Raw genomic sequence first — 15,330 nt, 5'->3', positions numbered from 1 at the left:
CAAGGGTAACCCTAACAGCACCAACTCTGTGGCATAACCACAACTCCCCTTCTCTGCCCGGTCTTCACCGGGGTCAACTCTATCCGAATTAGACCCTAATGCGATTTGTATTAAGGCGCTTTGTTGCGTCTGGGATAATTCAATAATGAATCAAACACATACTTTTTGTGACACATTAGTTTCAACTTCAAACCCTCTAAAACAATTGGGTTGGAAACCATTTTTTCAGCAACAACTGACATTAGACGATTACGACAACACTATCTTTGCTCGTGTGATTGCGCACCACCGAAGTGGTTATTTATTGGCAACAGAAACTGGGCAAGTTCATCTTAATGCCCACCATTCTTTACCCAACATGACCGTCGGAGACTGGGTAATCTTAAATGAAGATCAGCAATTTGTTCGCTTACTGGATCGCTTGAGCCTCTTTAGCCGCAAAGCCGCTGGCAGCAAAGTGGCAGAGCAACTCATCGCAGCCAATGTGGATACAGTGTTTATCGTCTGTTCCCTTAACGACGACTTCAATTTAAGTCGTATTGAACGTTATCTTGCCTTGGCTCATGAAGCCGAAGTCGAACCCGTCATCGTGCTTTCCAAAGCCGATTTGTGTGACAATACTGATGAACTAAAAAGCCTAGTACAGAAGCTCGACCCTCTATTAGCTATAGAGACAGTCAACGGCTTAGAAATAGAGAGTACTTCTAAACTCATGACCTGGTGCAAAGAAGGACAAACTCTCGCTTTTATCGGTTCTTCAGGCGTTGGCAAATCAACTCTTGTTAATGCATTACTCGGGCAACAAGAACAGGTAACTGGGCATATTCGTGAAGACGATAGCAAAGGGCGACATACAACTACATCGCGCTCTATCCATCTATTACCTGATGGCGGCATCTTGATTGATACTCCGGGAATGCGCGAGCTTCAACTAGCAGATTGTGAATCGGGGGTCAGTGAGGCATTTTCTGACATTGAGGCGCTCGCTCAGCGTTGTCGATTTGGCAATTGTAAGCACCAAACTGAGCCAGGCTGCGCAGTTCAAACTGCGATTGCAAATGGCAAACTGGAGGTTCGTCGTTTCAATAACTATCAAAAACTATTGCGAGAACAAGCCTTTAACGGTGCGACTTTGGCAGAGCAACGAGCTCAAAGTCGACAGTTCGGGAAACTCACTCGAAATGCCATGAGTGATAAGCGCAGGCGCCAACAAAGTTATTAATTTGTTGCGTTTGAGTTGTCAATAAAATCAAAGGAGACGAAAGTCTCCTTTTTAACAACTTTATTAAAAACCATTACTCATAACTAATGATAATTTTCAACATAAAAATCTTATTTAAATAACATTGAGCAAACATTTAATCCAAAAACAAACTAAAACTAGACACAAAATATTACCAAGCTAAGATATGTGATATTCAGCAAGAAAATGGCTGAATTTATAAAAACAGGATAATTGATAATCATGTGTCTTAGTGACCAGAAGCAATGCTCACCCCTTGCAATACAAGGGCATTATCGCCGTGTAATGATGGACTATTGCCCTGCCACTCTGGCATAAAATTGCAGGAATGATGTATGCAACACAACAGCCTCGTTGCCCGATATGCTCGTGGTAACCTCGTCGTCCAGATCCTTGTCGGTATCGTCTTTGGTATTTTGCTCGCGACAGTTTCTCCAAGCCATGCCGAAAGCGCGGGATTAATTGGTAGCCTTTTTGTCGGTGCGCTTAAAGCGATCGCGCCAATTCTTGTGTTTATTTTGGTTGCCGCTTCAATTGCAAACCAAAAGAAAAACCAACACACTTACATGCGCCCAATCGTTGTACTGTACCTGATGGGTACATTCTTCGCGGCGCTATCAGCAGTGGTTCTAAGCTTCCTTTTCCCGACCAATTTAACGCTTGTCACCGGCGCTGAAGGTGCAACGCCTCCTCAAGGTATTGCTGAAATTCTACGCACATTGTTGTTTAAACTGGTCGACAACCCAGTAAATGCACTAGTAGAAGCAAACTACATCGGCATTCTTGCTTGGGGTGTGGGTCTGGGTCTTGCACTACACCACGCATCGGCAACAACGAAGGCCGTATTTGAAGATCTAAGCCACAGCGTGTCTCACATTGTGCGCTTTATCATTCGTCTTGCACCATTTGGTATCTTTGGCTTGGTTGCTTCAACGTTTGCGACAACGGGCTTTAGCGCACTAGCAAGCTACGCACACCTTCTGGCGGTTCTTCTTGGCGCAATGATGATCATCGCACTCGTTGTAAACCCGGCGATCGTGTTCGTTAAAACCAAACAAAACCCTTACCCACTTGTATTCCGTTGTCTACGTGAAAGTGGTGTAACTGCGTTCTTCACTCGTTCAAGTGCGGCGAATATTCCAGTAAACATGGCACTATGTGAGAAGCTAAAACTGGACGAGGATACATACTCAGTATCTATCCCTCTAGGTGCGACCATCAACATGGCTGGTGCTGCAATCACTATCACAACACTAACGCTTGCAGCTGTGCACACTATGGGTATCGAAGTTGATCTACTGACTGCGCTACTTCTAAGTATTGTAGCTGCGGTTTCTGCATGCGGCGCATCAGGTGTTGCAGGTGGCTCTCTACTACTTATCCCTCTAGCGTGTGGCCTGTTTGGTATCTCAAACGACGTAGCCATGCAGGTTGTAGCGGTTGGCTTCATTATCGGTGTGATTCAAGACTCTGCAGAAACTGCGCTAAACAGCTCAACAGACGTTGTCTTTACGGCAGCAGTTTGTAAATCAGAGCAGCAAAAAGCTCAGTAAGACTGACAGAACAAATAGAAAGGGGAGCCGATGATGGCTCCCCTTTTTTGTTTAATTGCGCTCAATTATGCGGTGACCAGAGCCACTTCTTCAATCGGGAAGTGTTTGCTTGGTTTAACAAACTCTTGCTGCGCAGCAATAGTTTGCAGTTCCCACTCACCCGCATGGTACGTTGCACTCAACACCCCGTAACACGCGTCGTGACAATGTTGGAAAGCTTGTTTAGGAGACCAGCCTTTTAAGAGTCCCGCGGTAAAAATAGCTGAAATAAGATCGCCCACGCCAACAGGTTGTTTAGCAAACTCAAAGTGAGGACGCTTCGCAAGGTAAATGCCTTCTTGCGTAGCCAATAGCATGTTGAAGCTGCCATTTTCTAGGCAGTAAAGGTGCTTAACTAGCACCACTTTTGGACCTTTCTCTAGCGCACGTTGGCATGCGGTGATCGCATCGTCTAGTGAGTGGATTTCCATCTCAGCAAATTGACTTAGCTCGAATTGGTTCGGAACGATCACGTCCGCCATTGGCATCAAACGAGTCAAAAGATTTTCAGCAATACCCGGAGCCACAATGCAGCCTTTGTCTGGCGCGCCCATCACAGGGTCGCAAACGTAAAGTGCGTTCGGGTTCGCTTGCTTCACTTTCGTCACGGTATCTTCAACAGCAAGGCACTGCTCTGCGCTACCTTGGTAGCCCGTCAATACCGCTTGGCACTTTTCCAGCGTGCCGATGTTACCAAGTCCACGAACTAACTCGCTGATGTCTTCAGCCGCAAACGCTCGCCCAGTCCAGCCTTCTTGATACTGCGTGTGGTTAGAAAATTGAACGGTATGAATCGGCCATACTTCGAAACCCATGCGTTGCATTGGGAAAACAGCACTGCTGTTACCAGCATGACCAAAAGAAACATGAGATTGTATAGAGAGGATACCTTGCATAGTACCTTACCTCTTATTGTAGTTATCGATAGTTCAAAGACAGCGGCAAGCGCCAGTTTTGCGAAACCAGTAGTGTATCCGACAAACCAAGATTCTCTAACTCAATTCTCCTCAATATCTTCAGAGTAAGTTGGAGCGTTGGTTTTCACACCATCTTCTTAATTTCCATTTTGTCTTTATTCAGTGCGATTTCTAGGGTATCTCCTTCCCTTATCCCGAGCTGAGCCAGGATTACGCTTGGAATGACTACGGCGGTGTCGTCACCGATTTTAACAGGTTGACTTATCATCTTTCGTCCTCCAAATGTCGAAAATGAGTTTTCACGTCATTGGATGTCTAGCCTCAAATACGTTGAGCTGACTTGGATTGGCGTAACATTTTAAAGACAAAAGAAAAGCCTCAATCTTGAGGCTTCTGGATAAGATAGGTTATGGTTGAAGGAAGTTTTGAGTGAAATCGAGCGCATCTTTAGAGAGTTTTTTTTCGTTGGGCGATGTGCTTGCCTGGTCTTCTGCTGTTACCGTTGTCATCTTAGGCTGAAAATCTAGTGTTGATGTCTCCTCCCAAGCTTCGGAGGCGTCTTTATTCTCATCATTCAACACCGCATTGAGCTCCTCTTCCGCAGGAAAATACGCTTCGCGTTTGTACACTTTGTTAAGGGCTCGAATAATAGAGTGCTTTCTCACCATTCCTGAGGCCAGTTTTCTTTGCAACGGCTTCGCTATGGACTGCAATCCAACGACAACATCAACACCAATATTGGTTGCCACTTCATCACGTAACGTACGCGCAGGTTGGTAGCCCATATTGGCAGCAAGAAACAGCCAAACGTAAGCAATTGCATTACCCGTTTTACCTTTATCCTTCCACGCTTCGCCAGCATGATACATCGCTTTAGCACTGCCACCTTCCGCGGCCCGTTCTAGCCAGTAGCAACCTTTAACCATGCTTTTTTCTGTACCAATGCCATTTAGGTAACATAAGCCGACTTGGATCTTGCCATCCGCACTGTCTTTTTCCGCCGCTTTCATAAACCAGTAAAGCGCATCTGCACTGCGTCCTGCACTATTGTCTGGTGAAAGCTGCCATTCCCCCATATAAATCATGGCATCAATGCAGCCTTCTTCGGCGGCAGTTTCAATCAGTTGGTTACCTTTTGGGATATTTTTTTCAGTTCCTCGACCAAAGACCAAGGCCTTGCCCGTCGAAAATTTCGCTTCGGTATCCCCTTCCATTCCCGCAATTGCGGTACGCCAGAAGTTTGCCTGCTCTTTTAAAATCACATCTTCGCGCATGCGTTCACTTAAGCGAACAATGCCATACATCCCCGTCACATTGTCCAGTTTAGCGGCTTTATCATACCAATACAGCGCTTGACGAATGTTGTCCTTTTCGGCTTCTTTCGCTAGAAATAAAATGGTGGGGATATGCCCGGTTTCTGCTTTGAACTCTCGCTCTTTACGCTCTTGCTCTCGCGCTTTATGCATCGCCTTTCGATAAGCGGCTTCGCGAGCTTTCCTCTCTGCCTCGAGTCTCTGTTTCCGCATCGACAACGAGATCATCCACACAAATATCAGGACGAGTGAAAGGCCAGTTGCCGCAATGGCAATGCCCATACTACTCATAAATAGCCTCTTTTGGTTTCAGGGCCCAATTCAACTCCCTTTCAGGGAAATCTTATGATTACGCGCCGACATAACGCCGACTACCTTCATTATATAACGACCACTTAGCGAAAATCTGAAGCTTGCGAAGACTTAATGGCGGTATTTTATTCAACATCACTGCAACTTATTTTTAAAAGAAAAATATAGCCCTCATTTTTATAGAACTTAATCACGGTTTTGGGGCTGAGACATTCTCATCCCCTATCATCCCCCCTTACTCATCCCATAAAAATTTACATTTTAATGATGTGTAGAATCTCTCACTATGCGCCTGTTTTATTATTTAATTTGTGAACAAAATCGACTGTGACAGAAAATTTGCACCTGTAAAAAACTTAACAGCCTGCTCTCACATTTTGCTGATGATTCAGTGTATTAGCATCTAATTGAACATTTCCTTTTTTGGCATCTGCCTTTCTAGCGTGTGCAAAACCTTCTTGATGATTGAGTCAGCGAAGGCAGCGCGCAGCTCAATATCAATTCAATAACAATGGATTTGTAAACGTGGACAATAAGACATTTAAATTATCAACAATTGCCAAAACCGTACTGCCTTTGATTTCCGTCGCGGTAATCAGCGGTTGTGGTAGTGATAGCACGAACGAAGATACGACGAACCCTGACTCAGGCTTGTACCCTGCGGGAGAGAACGAAGTCGTCATTTATTACAAACGTGATGTAGCATCAGCTTCAACAGCAAGCGACTACGAAGGTTGGGGCTTGCACCTATGGAACGGTGAGGGCTGTACCAGCACAGATTTAGACGCAATGGGCATTCCGGGAACAGGAACGGATTGGTCTGCGCCACACCCATTTGATGGCATCAACGACACCTACGGTGCTTACTACGTACTGAAAGTGAACCCAGATGCCTCTGACCCACACGAATGCATGAACTTCATTCTGCACAAAGGTGATGAGAAAGCATTCGGCAGTGCAAACTCAAAAGTGGAGCTGACGAAAATCGGCGAATCTAAAGGGTTGTTTGGCTTCCACGGCAGCAGTGAGCTTTACTACGAGCCAATCGAAGAACGCCCTGTTGATATTGATGGTCAAAAAGCGCATTGGCTAGATGCCAACACCATCGCGTGGGAAGCGGCGGCCAATGCGGATTCCATGAAGCTGTTCTACAGCCTTAGCAATGACATCAAAATGGATGAAGATAAGCAAATCTCTGGCGGTACAGCGGTTGAGCTGACAAAGGCTGGTGAGTTGTCTGATGGTCTGAAATCACGCTTCCGTCACCTTGCTAGCCTTCAAGCTGCGGGTATCGATGTCGATGACGCGACCTTGCGTACGATCCTGAAGTCACAAATCGTTATGGTGGCTTACAACGCAAATGGTGACGTCATTTCTGCAACTGAAGTGCAAAAACCGGGCGTTTTGGATGCGGTGTTTGCCGATTCCAAGGCAGGTAACGCGATCGGTCAAGAACTCGGTGCGATTGTGGAAGGCGGTGCCGCAACCTTCAAACTATGGGCACCAACTGCCCAAGATGTTGATCTGATAATCTACGATGAAAACTTAGCAGAAGAAGCGACCGTTGCCATGACGGAAGACCCAGCAACAGGTATCTGGGTTTCTGAGGCACAAAGCAACGTTGTCAACAAATACTATCGCTACCAAGTTAAGGTATACCACCCAACAACTGGCGTCGTTGAAACGCGTTTGGTAACAGACCCATATTCAATGAGCTTGTCTAAGAACTCACGATACTCGCAAGTGGTTGATTTAGATGATCCAAGCTTAATGCCTCAAGATTGGAAAAACTACGCACGCCCAACGGTTAAAAAAGACGAAGACCACGTCCTTTACGAGTCACACATTCGTGATTTCAGCTTTAACGACAGCAAAGGCACACCAAGTCTTGATGGCAAATATCTGGCGCTTACAGAACCTGAGCGTGAGTCTGTATCTCACTTACAAGCTTTAAAAGATGCTGGCCTAACAACGCTACATATCTTGCCAGCATTTGATATTGCAACCGTGGATGAAGACGCTGACAAGCGAGTCGATATCACCGACACCGTGGGTAAACTTTGTGGCATCAAGCCAGAAGCCTCCATTTGTGAGACCGAAGATGACGGCAAAGTGATTGAAGAGGTATTAAATAGCTACGACCCAACAACGGGCAAAGCACAAGCGTTGATGAACGATCTTCGCATGCTAGACAGCTTCAACTGGGGTTACGACCCTTACCACTACACCGTGCCAGAAGGCAGTTATGCGACCGATCCTAACGGGTCTAAGCGTATTCTAGAGTTCCGCGAAATGGTTCAAGCGACGCATAAAATGGATCTGAAACTGGTCATGGACGTCGTGTACAACCACACAAATGCATCTGGTGTGAACGAAAAATCAGTACTGGATAAGATTGTCCCTGGGTACTACCACCGCCTAAACGTCAACACTGGCGGAGTCGAAAACTCAACCTGTTGTGATAACACCGCAACCGAGAACTTGATGATGGGTAAACTAATGGTTGACTCATTGATGGTATGGGCGGATGACTATAAAGTCGATGGTTTCCGTTTTGACCTTATGGGCCACCAGCCGAAAGATGTGATGGTTTACGCACTTGAAAAAGTCCGTGAAATTGACCCGAATACCTTGTTCTACGGCGAAGGTTGGGACTTTGGTGAAGTCGCGCAAAACGCTCGCTTCGATCAGGCGACACAAGTCAACATGGCAGGGACAGAAATCGGTACTTTCTCTGATCGTCTGCGTGACGCAGTTCGTGGCGGAAGCCCGTTTGATGGCGGTGTAGATTCTGAAGGTAAGCACCCACTTCGCTTTAACCAAGGCTTTGGTAACGCCGCTTATCCTAACGAAGAAACCAAAACTGACGCCGAATCGGTGAATGGTCGTTTACACAACCAAGATCTGGTTCGTCTAGGTATGGCTGGTAACTTGGCTGACTACATCCTTCTTGATTACAAAGGCGAAACCAAGCTGGGTAAGAACGTTGATTACAATGGTGCGCCTGCAGGCTACACAAAAGTGCCATCAGAGAACATCTCTTACGTGTCTAAGCACGACAACCAAACATTGTGGGATAACAACGCCTACAAGATTGCGACAGGCACTTCATCTGCCGAGCGTGCACGTATGCAGTCTGTGTCCCTATCAACGGTGATGCTTGGTCAAGGCATTCCATTCATCCACATGGGTTCTGAGCTATTGCGCTCTAAATCCATGCAGCGCGACTCGTACGATTCTGGTGACTGGTTCAACCGTGTATTCTTCGACGGAAGCGACAATAACTGGAACGTTGGTCTACCACGTGAAGACAAAGACGGTGCAAACTGGGAGCTGATCAAAACCATCGTTGGTGACAGCACGGCGAAACCAGATTCAACCGACATCGAGCTGACTAAGCAACAATTCCTAGAGCTACTAAAAATCCGTAGCACAAGCGAACTGTTCCGCCTAGATACCGCGCAAGAAGTGATGAACCGTGTTGACTTCCGCAACGTAGGGAAAGACCAAGTGGAAGGCTTGATTGTGATGTCTATCGACGATGGTACATCAGCAGGTGCCGATTTAGATTCGAACTACGATGCTGTTGTGGCCGTTGTGAACTCAACATCAACTGAGAAGTCTTTCAAAGTTGCTGGCGCAACTGGTTTCGAGTTACATGAAGTTCAACAAAACTCTGCGGATGACATCGTGAAAGGTGCAAGCTTCACCAATGAAACGTTCACAGTACCAGCACTGACAACAGCGGTATTCGTGCAGCCACAAGACGGCGCACAAGGTGCTGGCCTACCAGTAAACACGGATAACAAAGACGTATCGAGCATTCCTCCTTACGGCGAAACCGTTGTTTACGTGAAAGGCACGATGAACGAGTGGTCTGATAGCAGTGATTGGGCGATGACCTTTATTGGCAACGGCATGTACTCTGTAACTGGCGTTCTTGAAGCAGGTGAGCACGAGTTCAAATTCGCGGACTCTGGTTGGGCAAATCCAAACATCGGTTGTGATGCTGCGAATATAGCTTCTGGTTCACTAGACTTAGGTTCAGAAGGTAACTGTAAGCTGTCTGTTGCTGAAACAGGTAAGTACAACTTCACTCTGAACGCGCTGCATGTTCAAGATGAAAGCGTAGAAAAACCGGTCGTGTCAGTGACCAAGTCAGCAGATGCACCAACATTCGGTGAAACAGCACTTTACTTACGTGGCACTATCACTACATGGGATGCTCCAGCACAAGACTCAACAGCGAAGTTCAGCTATGTTGCAAATGACGTTTATTCGCTAGACATTACCCTAGCGGCGGGCAACTACGAGATGAAAGTTGCGAGCGCAGACTGGGCAGCAGACACCAACTTCGGTGGTGAAGGCAGTGTTGAGCTTGGTAAAGCGCTGACGATGGAAGCCGGTGGCGGTAGCGCAAACCTAAAAATTGCGATTGCAGAAGCAGGAAACTACAACTTCCACTTCAATGCGGCTGACAAGTCGGCGCCAATCGTGACGGTAACGAAAAACTAGTTTCATTTAAAAACATCCGTAATGAAAAAGGGGAAGCATCACGCTTCCCCTTTGTTTTGTTGGCGTCACTAAATGGTGGATACCAAAATCAAAAAGGTGTTAGTTTCCCCAAATCTGTTCAACAAACTCAGGATGATCAATGAATGGATTACGATTGCCCTGAAAATCAAACACTTGTTGATTGCGGTTTCGTTCTTTTTCACTAACGGGATCATTTTTGTGCCAACGCTTAAGCATGTTTAACATCCAAGGTTCAAAAACCTTTGAACTTGAACCATCAAGGACAGCATCCGCATTGCTTGAATTGCCTTCCCAGTTACCTACAATATTTTCATAGCGGGTTGCCATGTAGAAATAGGCACGAGCAAAATCGCCTTTAAACTCATCGATCGGCTCAAACACCGTACCGGAGTAGCCCAGACTAGTGCTTGCTTGGCCAAGTTTAGAGCCATTACTAGACACGTAGGTCGCGGTGCCCACTTCACCAAATGGCCAATTACTGCGCTTCGCGTTTACATAACCATCGGTTGCAAACAAGTGATGACCGTCTGAGTTCATCGGCTCAACCTTACCGCCAAACCAGCTTTTCGGAAAAGAGTGCTCACGGTTGTAGCAATCCCCTTCCGTTTTGTATTGGCCACATTGGTCTGTGACTTTGGTAAAGCTTACTGTATCGCTAGCAGATGGCTTTTCAGAATACATATCGAGAATAGAGCCATCATTTTCGTAATAACGATCAATATCGGCATCTTTTACCAAGGTCCAGACCGCAGAATAGCCTCGGCTGGAGTGATTATTGATAATGTTAAACAACGCTGTTTTTAGAGCGTATCCCGTCTTACCAGATGCCGCTTGATAGTAACCATCAACCACTGGTGGGGTCGTGGTTGAGTCACCTAACGTAAAATCGGTGGTTTCACTTTTCGAGAATTCAGCGCCAGAAGCAAGAGTCTTATCTCCCTCAGTCAGCGTGTACGACCCCGCGCCACTGCCACAACAAATGCCGTCACCATACTCGTCTTGAATCGTGAATTGGTAGTTACCGTCAGCTAAGCACATGCTCTTTTCAATGGTGATTGCTGACTCATATCCCTGACCAGAAAACAGTACTTCAGCTTGGTTGTTTTTTAACGTCCAGCTAGTTTCTGAACCATAATTATCGGTTGTGAGAGTCAAGACCACTTGGTGATCACTACAACTTTCTACAGGAGGTTGTGTACTTGTCTCGGTCGGTTGAAAATTATCGACGTAGACAACTTCTGAGCCATCAAAACTGGCTTCATCGTAAAAACGCAAACCGACGTTGATGGTCTTGTTCGAGCTCGCTGTGTAATTGTGCACGAGCTCTTGCCACTGGTTTATCTGTTGTGGGTTCGAGTAATTGTGATAACCATCAACCACCAGACGTGCTTTTACATTTCCTTCGGTATGATAAACCGAGACAGAAAACGGATAGGTTTTCCCTTGCTCCACATTAATGGTTTGCAAAAAGTCGGTGTTGCTTTGGGTACCTGTATTCACGACGACCTGGGCAGCCAGACCACCCGATTTGATTTGCTCGCTGCTTGGCGACACTGTAATGCCCGCGTCAATCTCTGACCACTGCGTAGGTACATTGCCATTCCACTGCTCAAAGTCACCGTTGATAATTTGGCTATATGCAAACGGAGAGCTAACAGCAGCAAGGAGACAGAGGGAGTTTGTTATGGATTTCATTATACTTTTCCATTAGTTATATAAATCCCAAACACGATAAACATATTAGTGGGGCATAAGTAATCCTTCAATCACATTTTTACGTTGCACAAGTGTTAATTTACTTTTTAATGTGCAGCTTATCTCACAAATATCCATCTGCTGAAAACAAATGCCAATACAAAAAGCGAAGCAACTTGTTGGCTACATCGTCGTAAAACCATTAAGGGAAAAGTAAAACAGACAGAAAAAAGCCAAGTGTGAGCCTATGGGGGTCAGCAACAACACTTGGCTTGTTTATAAGAAAGCTTGTGGTCAGCTCAACTGGTGAGCATAAATTCTGGATAATTCCTTAAGGTTTTACCGCAAAGAATCGTCCTTGTAGTGGCGACATCAGAATCTGATATTGACCATTACTCGGAGTAATTTTTTCATTCGTGAGCAAATCCACCAACTCACCAGTACCAACACTCTCCTGAGTAAGAGTGACGCTTCTAGCGCTCTGTAAGGTATTTAGCGCAAACAAGACTTTGTCCGAACCAGATTGTTTCAAGTCCACATAACTGCCGTTACTCGCAACTAAATTCGTGCGTGACCCTTGATAAAGTGCAGGATGCGCATCGCGCATTGTCATCAGCGATGTCACATAAGATTTGAGATCGGCTTGGTTTGCATCAAGCGTCGCCGTCACGCCTTCAATTTTCGCACTACTGCGCGCAACGTGATCATCGCACAAACCTTGAATGGCGCAGGTGCTGTTGTCTTCTTTTGCGGCAAAACCATCCACTTGATCCCCGATTTCATCACCGTAGTACAACGTGATTGGCCCGGTGTACGCCGCTTGGAAAGCAAACGCGGCTTTATGGCGTAACCAATATTCTGCATCATTCACATCCGCCAAGTTTCCGCGCTGTAACAAGTCACCAAAGCGCACTAAATCATGGTTGCCGATCATCAAATTCGGCTGCGCATGTGTTGGATATTGGTTGTGTGTGCTGTAGCCGTTGTCTAACCAATCCGCACCGCGACCACCCACGCCGCTCTCATTCACGGCCAAAGTTTCAACGAGGCGATATCGCATAGGGAAGTCAAACGCAGAGCACAATGCCGGATCGCTGTTCGATCCATACGCCTCATTCGCGATCTCAGACTCCCCTTTCCAAATCTCTGCCAGCATGTAACCCAACGGATTCACTTGTTCGCCTTTGCTATTGGTGTACGTCACACTTTGTGAGGCTTCATCGACGGCTTTACGAAGTTGTGTCCAAGCGTCTGTCGGAACTTGATAGGCTTGATCTAAACGCCAGCCGTCAATCTTCAGTTCTTTGATCCAATACGTTGCCACTTCTTTGTAGAAATCGAGACTGGCTGGGTAATCAACGGGGTTGCTCGATCCCGATGGCAACAAACCGGAGGGAGATGGTTTGATCAAACCATTCTTATGGTGGCCAAATACGCCATCAAAAAACACGTACAAACCGCGTTTGTGTGCTTCTTCGACCAAGGTTCTCGCCGTTTCTAAATCACCAAAACGTGGATCAATGGTGAAGTAATCCGTAGCAAAGTAGCCCGTGGCATCCAGACGATCGGCCCAGTGTTCTTGGCCCGCTATCGCTTCCGATTCAAAAACTGGCGTCAACCAAATCGCGTTCATCCCTAAATCTTGGATGTAATCGAGTGAATCAATCACTCCTTGCAAATCGCCGTTATGATGGCTGGTGCCATAACCTGTACCGTGACCAATGCTCGCATCACCATCTACAAAACTCTCTACCATGATTTGATAAGTACGAAGTTGGTTACTTTGCGCCATGACATTGGCTTGGCAAGCATAACTGGTATCCGGTAGCGGAGTGCTACTATTAGTGTCGCCACCACCAGAAGAATTACACGCAGATAAAGCACCAATCACACTTAACGCAAGCAACGATCGAGACAGGCGATGGTTACGTAGGATATTACGCATTTTATTCTCCCTAACTTACTCAAATAAACTACGGAAATTTGAGTAATAAAATTAACCCCGACATGTGTTTCATGCAGGGGTTAATAAATAAAAATAGATTTTAAATAATTGAATGGAATATTATTGGCACTTATTTACCATGACATGAACAGGTTTGCCTTTGCCTTCAAACTGAAGACTCCATACATATTTACCATCTTCTTTAATATCAACCGAAGTATCCGTACCGTAACCACCAAATGTTAATGGTGTTAATTCACCAACGTTCATTCGATTACCTTTTGCGGTAAATTGTGGGAACCATAATTCGGTCGCATACTGCATTTTGTAGGAGCCTACTTTTTCTTGAACCACGGCTTGGTAGAAATTATTCCCTTTGTAGGTGTATTGACGCTGAGGCACGTGTTTCCAATCGGAATCCGCAAAAGTACCCACCACAAATAGTGGTTTAGAAATAGGTCCTTTCGCCGTGCTGTCTGGGTTGTCACACGCTTTCATGAAAGCAACCACTTCGTCTTGAGACATATTAACAACTGGCTCTGTGGCCGCTTCAGGTTCTGCCGTCGATTGACAACCTACTAAGGCAACAAGTAGGGCAGCAGCAAGAGAGGTCTTCATCATGTTCATTTCACGTAATTCCTTTTTAGTATATCCAAAGCAAAATAAACTCAACGGTTAAAAGAAATATTAATCGTTATTAAAATGGAAATATCAAACGCCAAATAAATATCGTCAGATTGCGAATTTAAATCACTTTGAGAAGTTTGTTTATTTCCTAAGTACACAAAATAAATTAGGAACTGCCATTAATTATTGATCCAACCTATATAAAAAACAAAGTAATAAAAATAATTATGTGAATAAGGTAACTCTATGTAGGGGTATTTTTATTAGTTTATTTTCTATGAAAAAGGTCAGCATTTCGCTGACCTTTTTTTATCTGATTATTTTCTATTTACGGCTTTCACAAACACTTGTTGCGCACCTTCGATACCCAGTTCTTTTGCTTCATCAAGCAAAGTGAGCGCTTTCGGAATATCATTCGCTGCGACTGCCGCTTCAATTGAGCTGTAGTAGTAGCTAGTAAGGTCCGTACCTTGGGGAATGTTATCGTTTTTCGCAACAATCTTAGTATTCACAATATCATTCGCGGATACCGAAAAGCGGAACTGACCAAGTGGGCTATGTTTCGCTAGAGGGTCTGCAATATCTGGCGGCTGAGTGTGACGCGCCATGGCGAAGGCTTTTGCAGGGTGTAAAACTTGTGTACTTCCTTTTAGATCGGCGGAAGTCGTGTAAACCAACACATGCAGATCGTTACCTGTCATGTCTGGAATCACATTGAGATCAAGTACGAATTTATCGTTGTCCAACAGTTTTGCTGGTTCATACTTAAACTTTGAAAAATCTGCTTGGTAAATGGTTTCTCCTGCCGAGTTCATCACTGCGACATTAGGAGCATAAAATTGAAGTTCTTTACTTACGAATGTCTCTAATTTGATATCGAGACTGCCACGGTTACCTGGAAGAGCAAACGCTGCAATAGCGCCAGCACTGTTACCATCCAACAACATTTGGCTTTTATCAGTCAAAGCGAATTCAGTAACCACAGGCACGTTAAGCGGTACCCATTGAATATCACCCGATTGCGTGATCACTTGTTGCTGACCTTTTGGACTCATCTCTACTTGTTCTACAGACGCACAACCAGTAGCCAACATGCCCAGCAGTACGGGAGCAAGCCATTTTTTCATTACTGTCTACCTCGACTCTTTAT

Annotated in this window: 9 protein-coding genes and 1 pseudogene; 3 read left to right on the top strand and 7 right to left on the bottom strand. The window is 45.5% G+C overall.

What is annotated here, in order from left to right; translation table 11 throughout:
• Positions 1-145: 145 nt before the first annotated feature.
• Together rsgA and sstT are read left to right on the top strand one after the other, a co-directional pair.
• Positions 146-1,222, top strand: coding sequence for a ribosome small subunit-dependent GTPase A (gene rsgA, locus R7O12_RS04630; RefSeq protein WP_318125656.1), 1,077 nt, complete (start codon positions 146-148; stop codon positions 1,220-1,222).
• Positions 1,223-1,578: 356 nt separating this feature from the next.
• Positions 1,579-2,796 (top strand): serine/threonine transporter SstT, encoded by a 1,218-nt coding sequence (gene sstT, locus R7O12_RS04625; RefSeq protein ID WP_104976399.1) that lies wholly within the window; start codon positions 1,579-1,581, stop codon positions 2,794-2,796.
• A gap of 65 nt (positions 2,797-2,861) precedes the next feature.
• Here the strand turns inward: sstT and pdxY are convergent, their stop codons facing one another.
• From pdxY to R7O12_RS04610, 3 genes and pseudogenes are all read right to left on the bottom strand, one after another.
• On the bottom strand, positions 2,862-3,731 hold the full coding sequence (gene pdxY, locus R7O12_RS04620; RefSeq protein WP_285334783.1) for a pyridoxal kinase PdxY: 870 nt from the start codon (positions 3,729-3,731) through the stop codon (positions 2,862-2,864).
• 101 nt (positions 3,732-3,832) lie between these two features.
• Positions 3,833-4,020 (bottom strand): annotated as a pseudogene (locus R7O12_RS04615) (AbrB/MazE/SpoVT family DNA-binding domain-containing protein).
• A gap of 139 nt (positions 4,021-4,159) precedes the next feature.
• Positions 4,160-5,356: a tetratricopeptide repeat protein gene (locus tag R7O12_RS04610; protein WP_033906656.1), complete on the bottom strand. Its 1,197-nt coding sequence runs from the start codon at positions 5,354-5,356 to the stop codon at positions 4,160-4,162.
• Between the two features lie 546 nt (positions 5,357-5,902).
• On the opposite strand from R7O12_RS04610, the gene pulA reads away from it, so the two are divergent.
• Positions 5,903-9,892 (top strand): pullulanase-type alpha-1,6-glucosidase, encoded by a 3,990-nt coding sequence (gene pulA, locus R7O12_RS04605; protein WP_318097345.1) that lies wholly within the window; start codon positions 5,903-5,905, stop codon positions 9,890-9,892.
• Between the two features lie 99 nt (positions 9,893-9,991).
• On the opposite strand, the gene R7O12_RS04600 is transcribed toward pulA, so the two are convergent.
• The 4 genes from R7O12_RS04600 to R7O12_RS04585 all read right to left on the bottom strand — a co-directional run bounded on the left by R7O12_RS04600 (position 9,992) and on the right by R7O12_RS04585 (position 15,307).
• Positions 9,992-11,608: an endonuclease gene (locus tag R7O12_RS04600; protein ID WP_318125655.1), complete on the bottom strand. Its 1,617-nt coding sequence runs from the start codon at positions 11,606-11,608 to the stop codon at positions 9,992-9,994.
• A gap of 331 nt (positions 11,609-11,939) precedes the next feature.
• Positions 11,940-13,553 carry an alpha-amylase family glycosyl hydrolase gene (locus R7O12_RS04595; RefSeq protein WP_318103788.1) on the bottom strand — a complete coding sequence of 538 codons (1,614 nt, stop codon included), beginning with the start codon at positions 13,551-13,553 and terminating at the stop codon, positions 11,940-11,942.
• Positions 13,554-13,673: 120 nt separating this feature from the next.
• Entirely contained in the window at positions 13,674-14,180 is a 507-nt protein-coding gene (locus tag R7O12_RS04590; RefSeq protein ID WP_017634473.1) for a hypothetical protein, read from the bottom strand.
• 317 nt (positions 14,181-14,497) lie between these two features.
• Positions 14,498-15,307, bottom strand: coding sequence for a MalM family protein (locus R7O12_RS04585; RefSeq protein ID WP_005374786.1), 810 nt, complete (start codon positions 15,305-15,307; stop codon positions 14,498-14,500).
• Positions 15,308-15,330 lie beyond the last annotated feature (23 nt).

The sequence above is a fragment of the Vibrio sp. Vb1574 genome, assembly GCF_033338675.1.
This window is presented reverse-complemented; position numbering and strand designations above follow the sequence as displayed.

Excerpts from the sequence above, each read along its gene's own strand:
- rsgA (WP_318125656.1), top strand. The coding sequence starts at position 146 with ATGAATCAAACACATACTTTTTGTGACACATTAGTTTCAACTTCAAAC.
- sstT (WP_104976399.1), top strand. The coding sequence starts at position 1,579 with ATGCAACACAACAGCCTCGTTGCCCGATATGCTCGTGGTAACCTCGTC.
- pdxY (WP_285334783.1), bottom strand. The coding sequence starts at position 3,731 with ATGCAAGGTATCCTCTCTATACAATCTCATGTTTCTTTTGGTCATGCT.
- R7O12_RS04610 (WP_033906656.1), bottom strand. The coding sequence starts at position 5,356 with ATGAGTAGTATGGGCATTGCCATTGCGGCAACTGGCCTTTCACTCGTC.
- R7O12_RS04600 (WP_318125655.1), bottom strand. The coding sequence starts at position 11,608 with ATGAAATCCATAACAAACTCCCTCTGTCTCCTTGCTGCTGTTAGCTCT.
- R7O12_RS04595 (WP_318103788.1), bottom strand. The coding sequence starts at position 13,553 with ATGCGTAATATCCTACGTAACCATCGCCTGTCTCGATCGTTGCTTGCG.
- R7O12_RS04590 (WP_017634473.1), bottom strand. The coding sequence starts at position 14,180 with ATGAACATGATGAAGACCTCTCTTGCTGCTGCCCTACTTGTTGCCTTA.
- R7O12_RS04585 (WP_005374786.1), bottom strand. The coding sequence starts at position 15,307 with ATGAAAAAATGGCTTGCTCCCGTACTGCTGGGCATGTTGGCTACTGGT.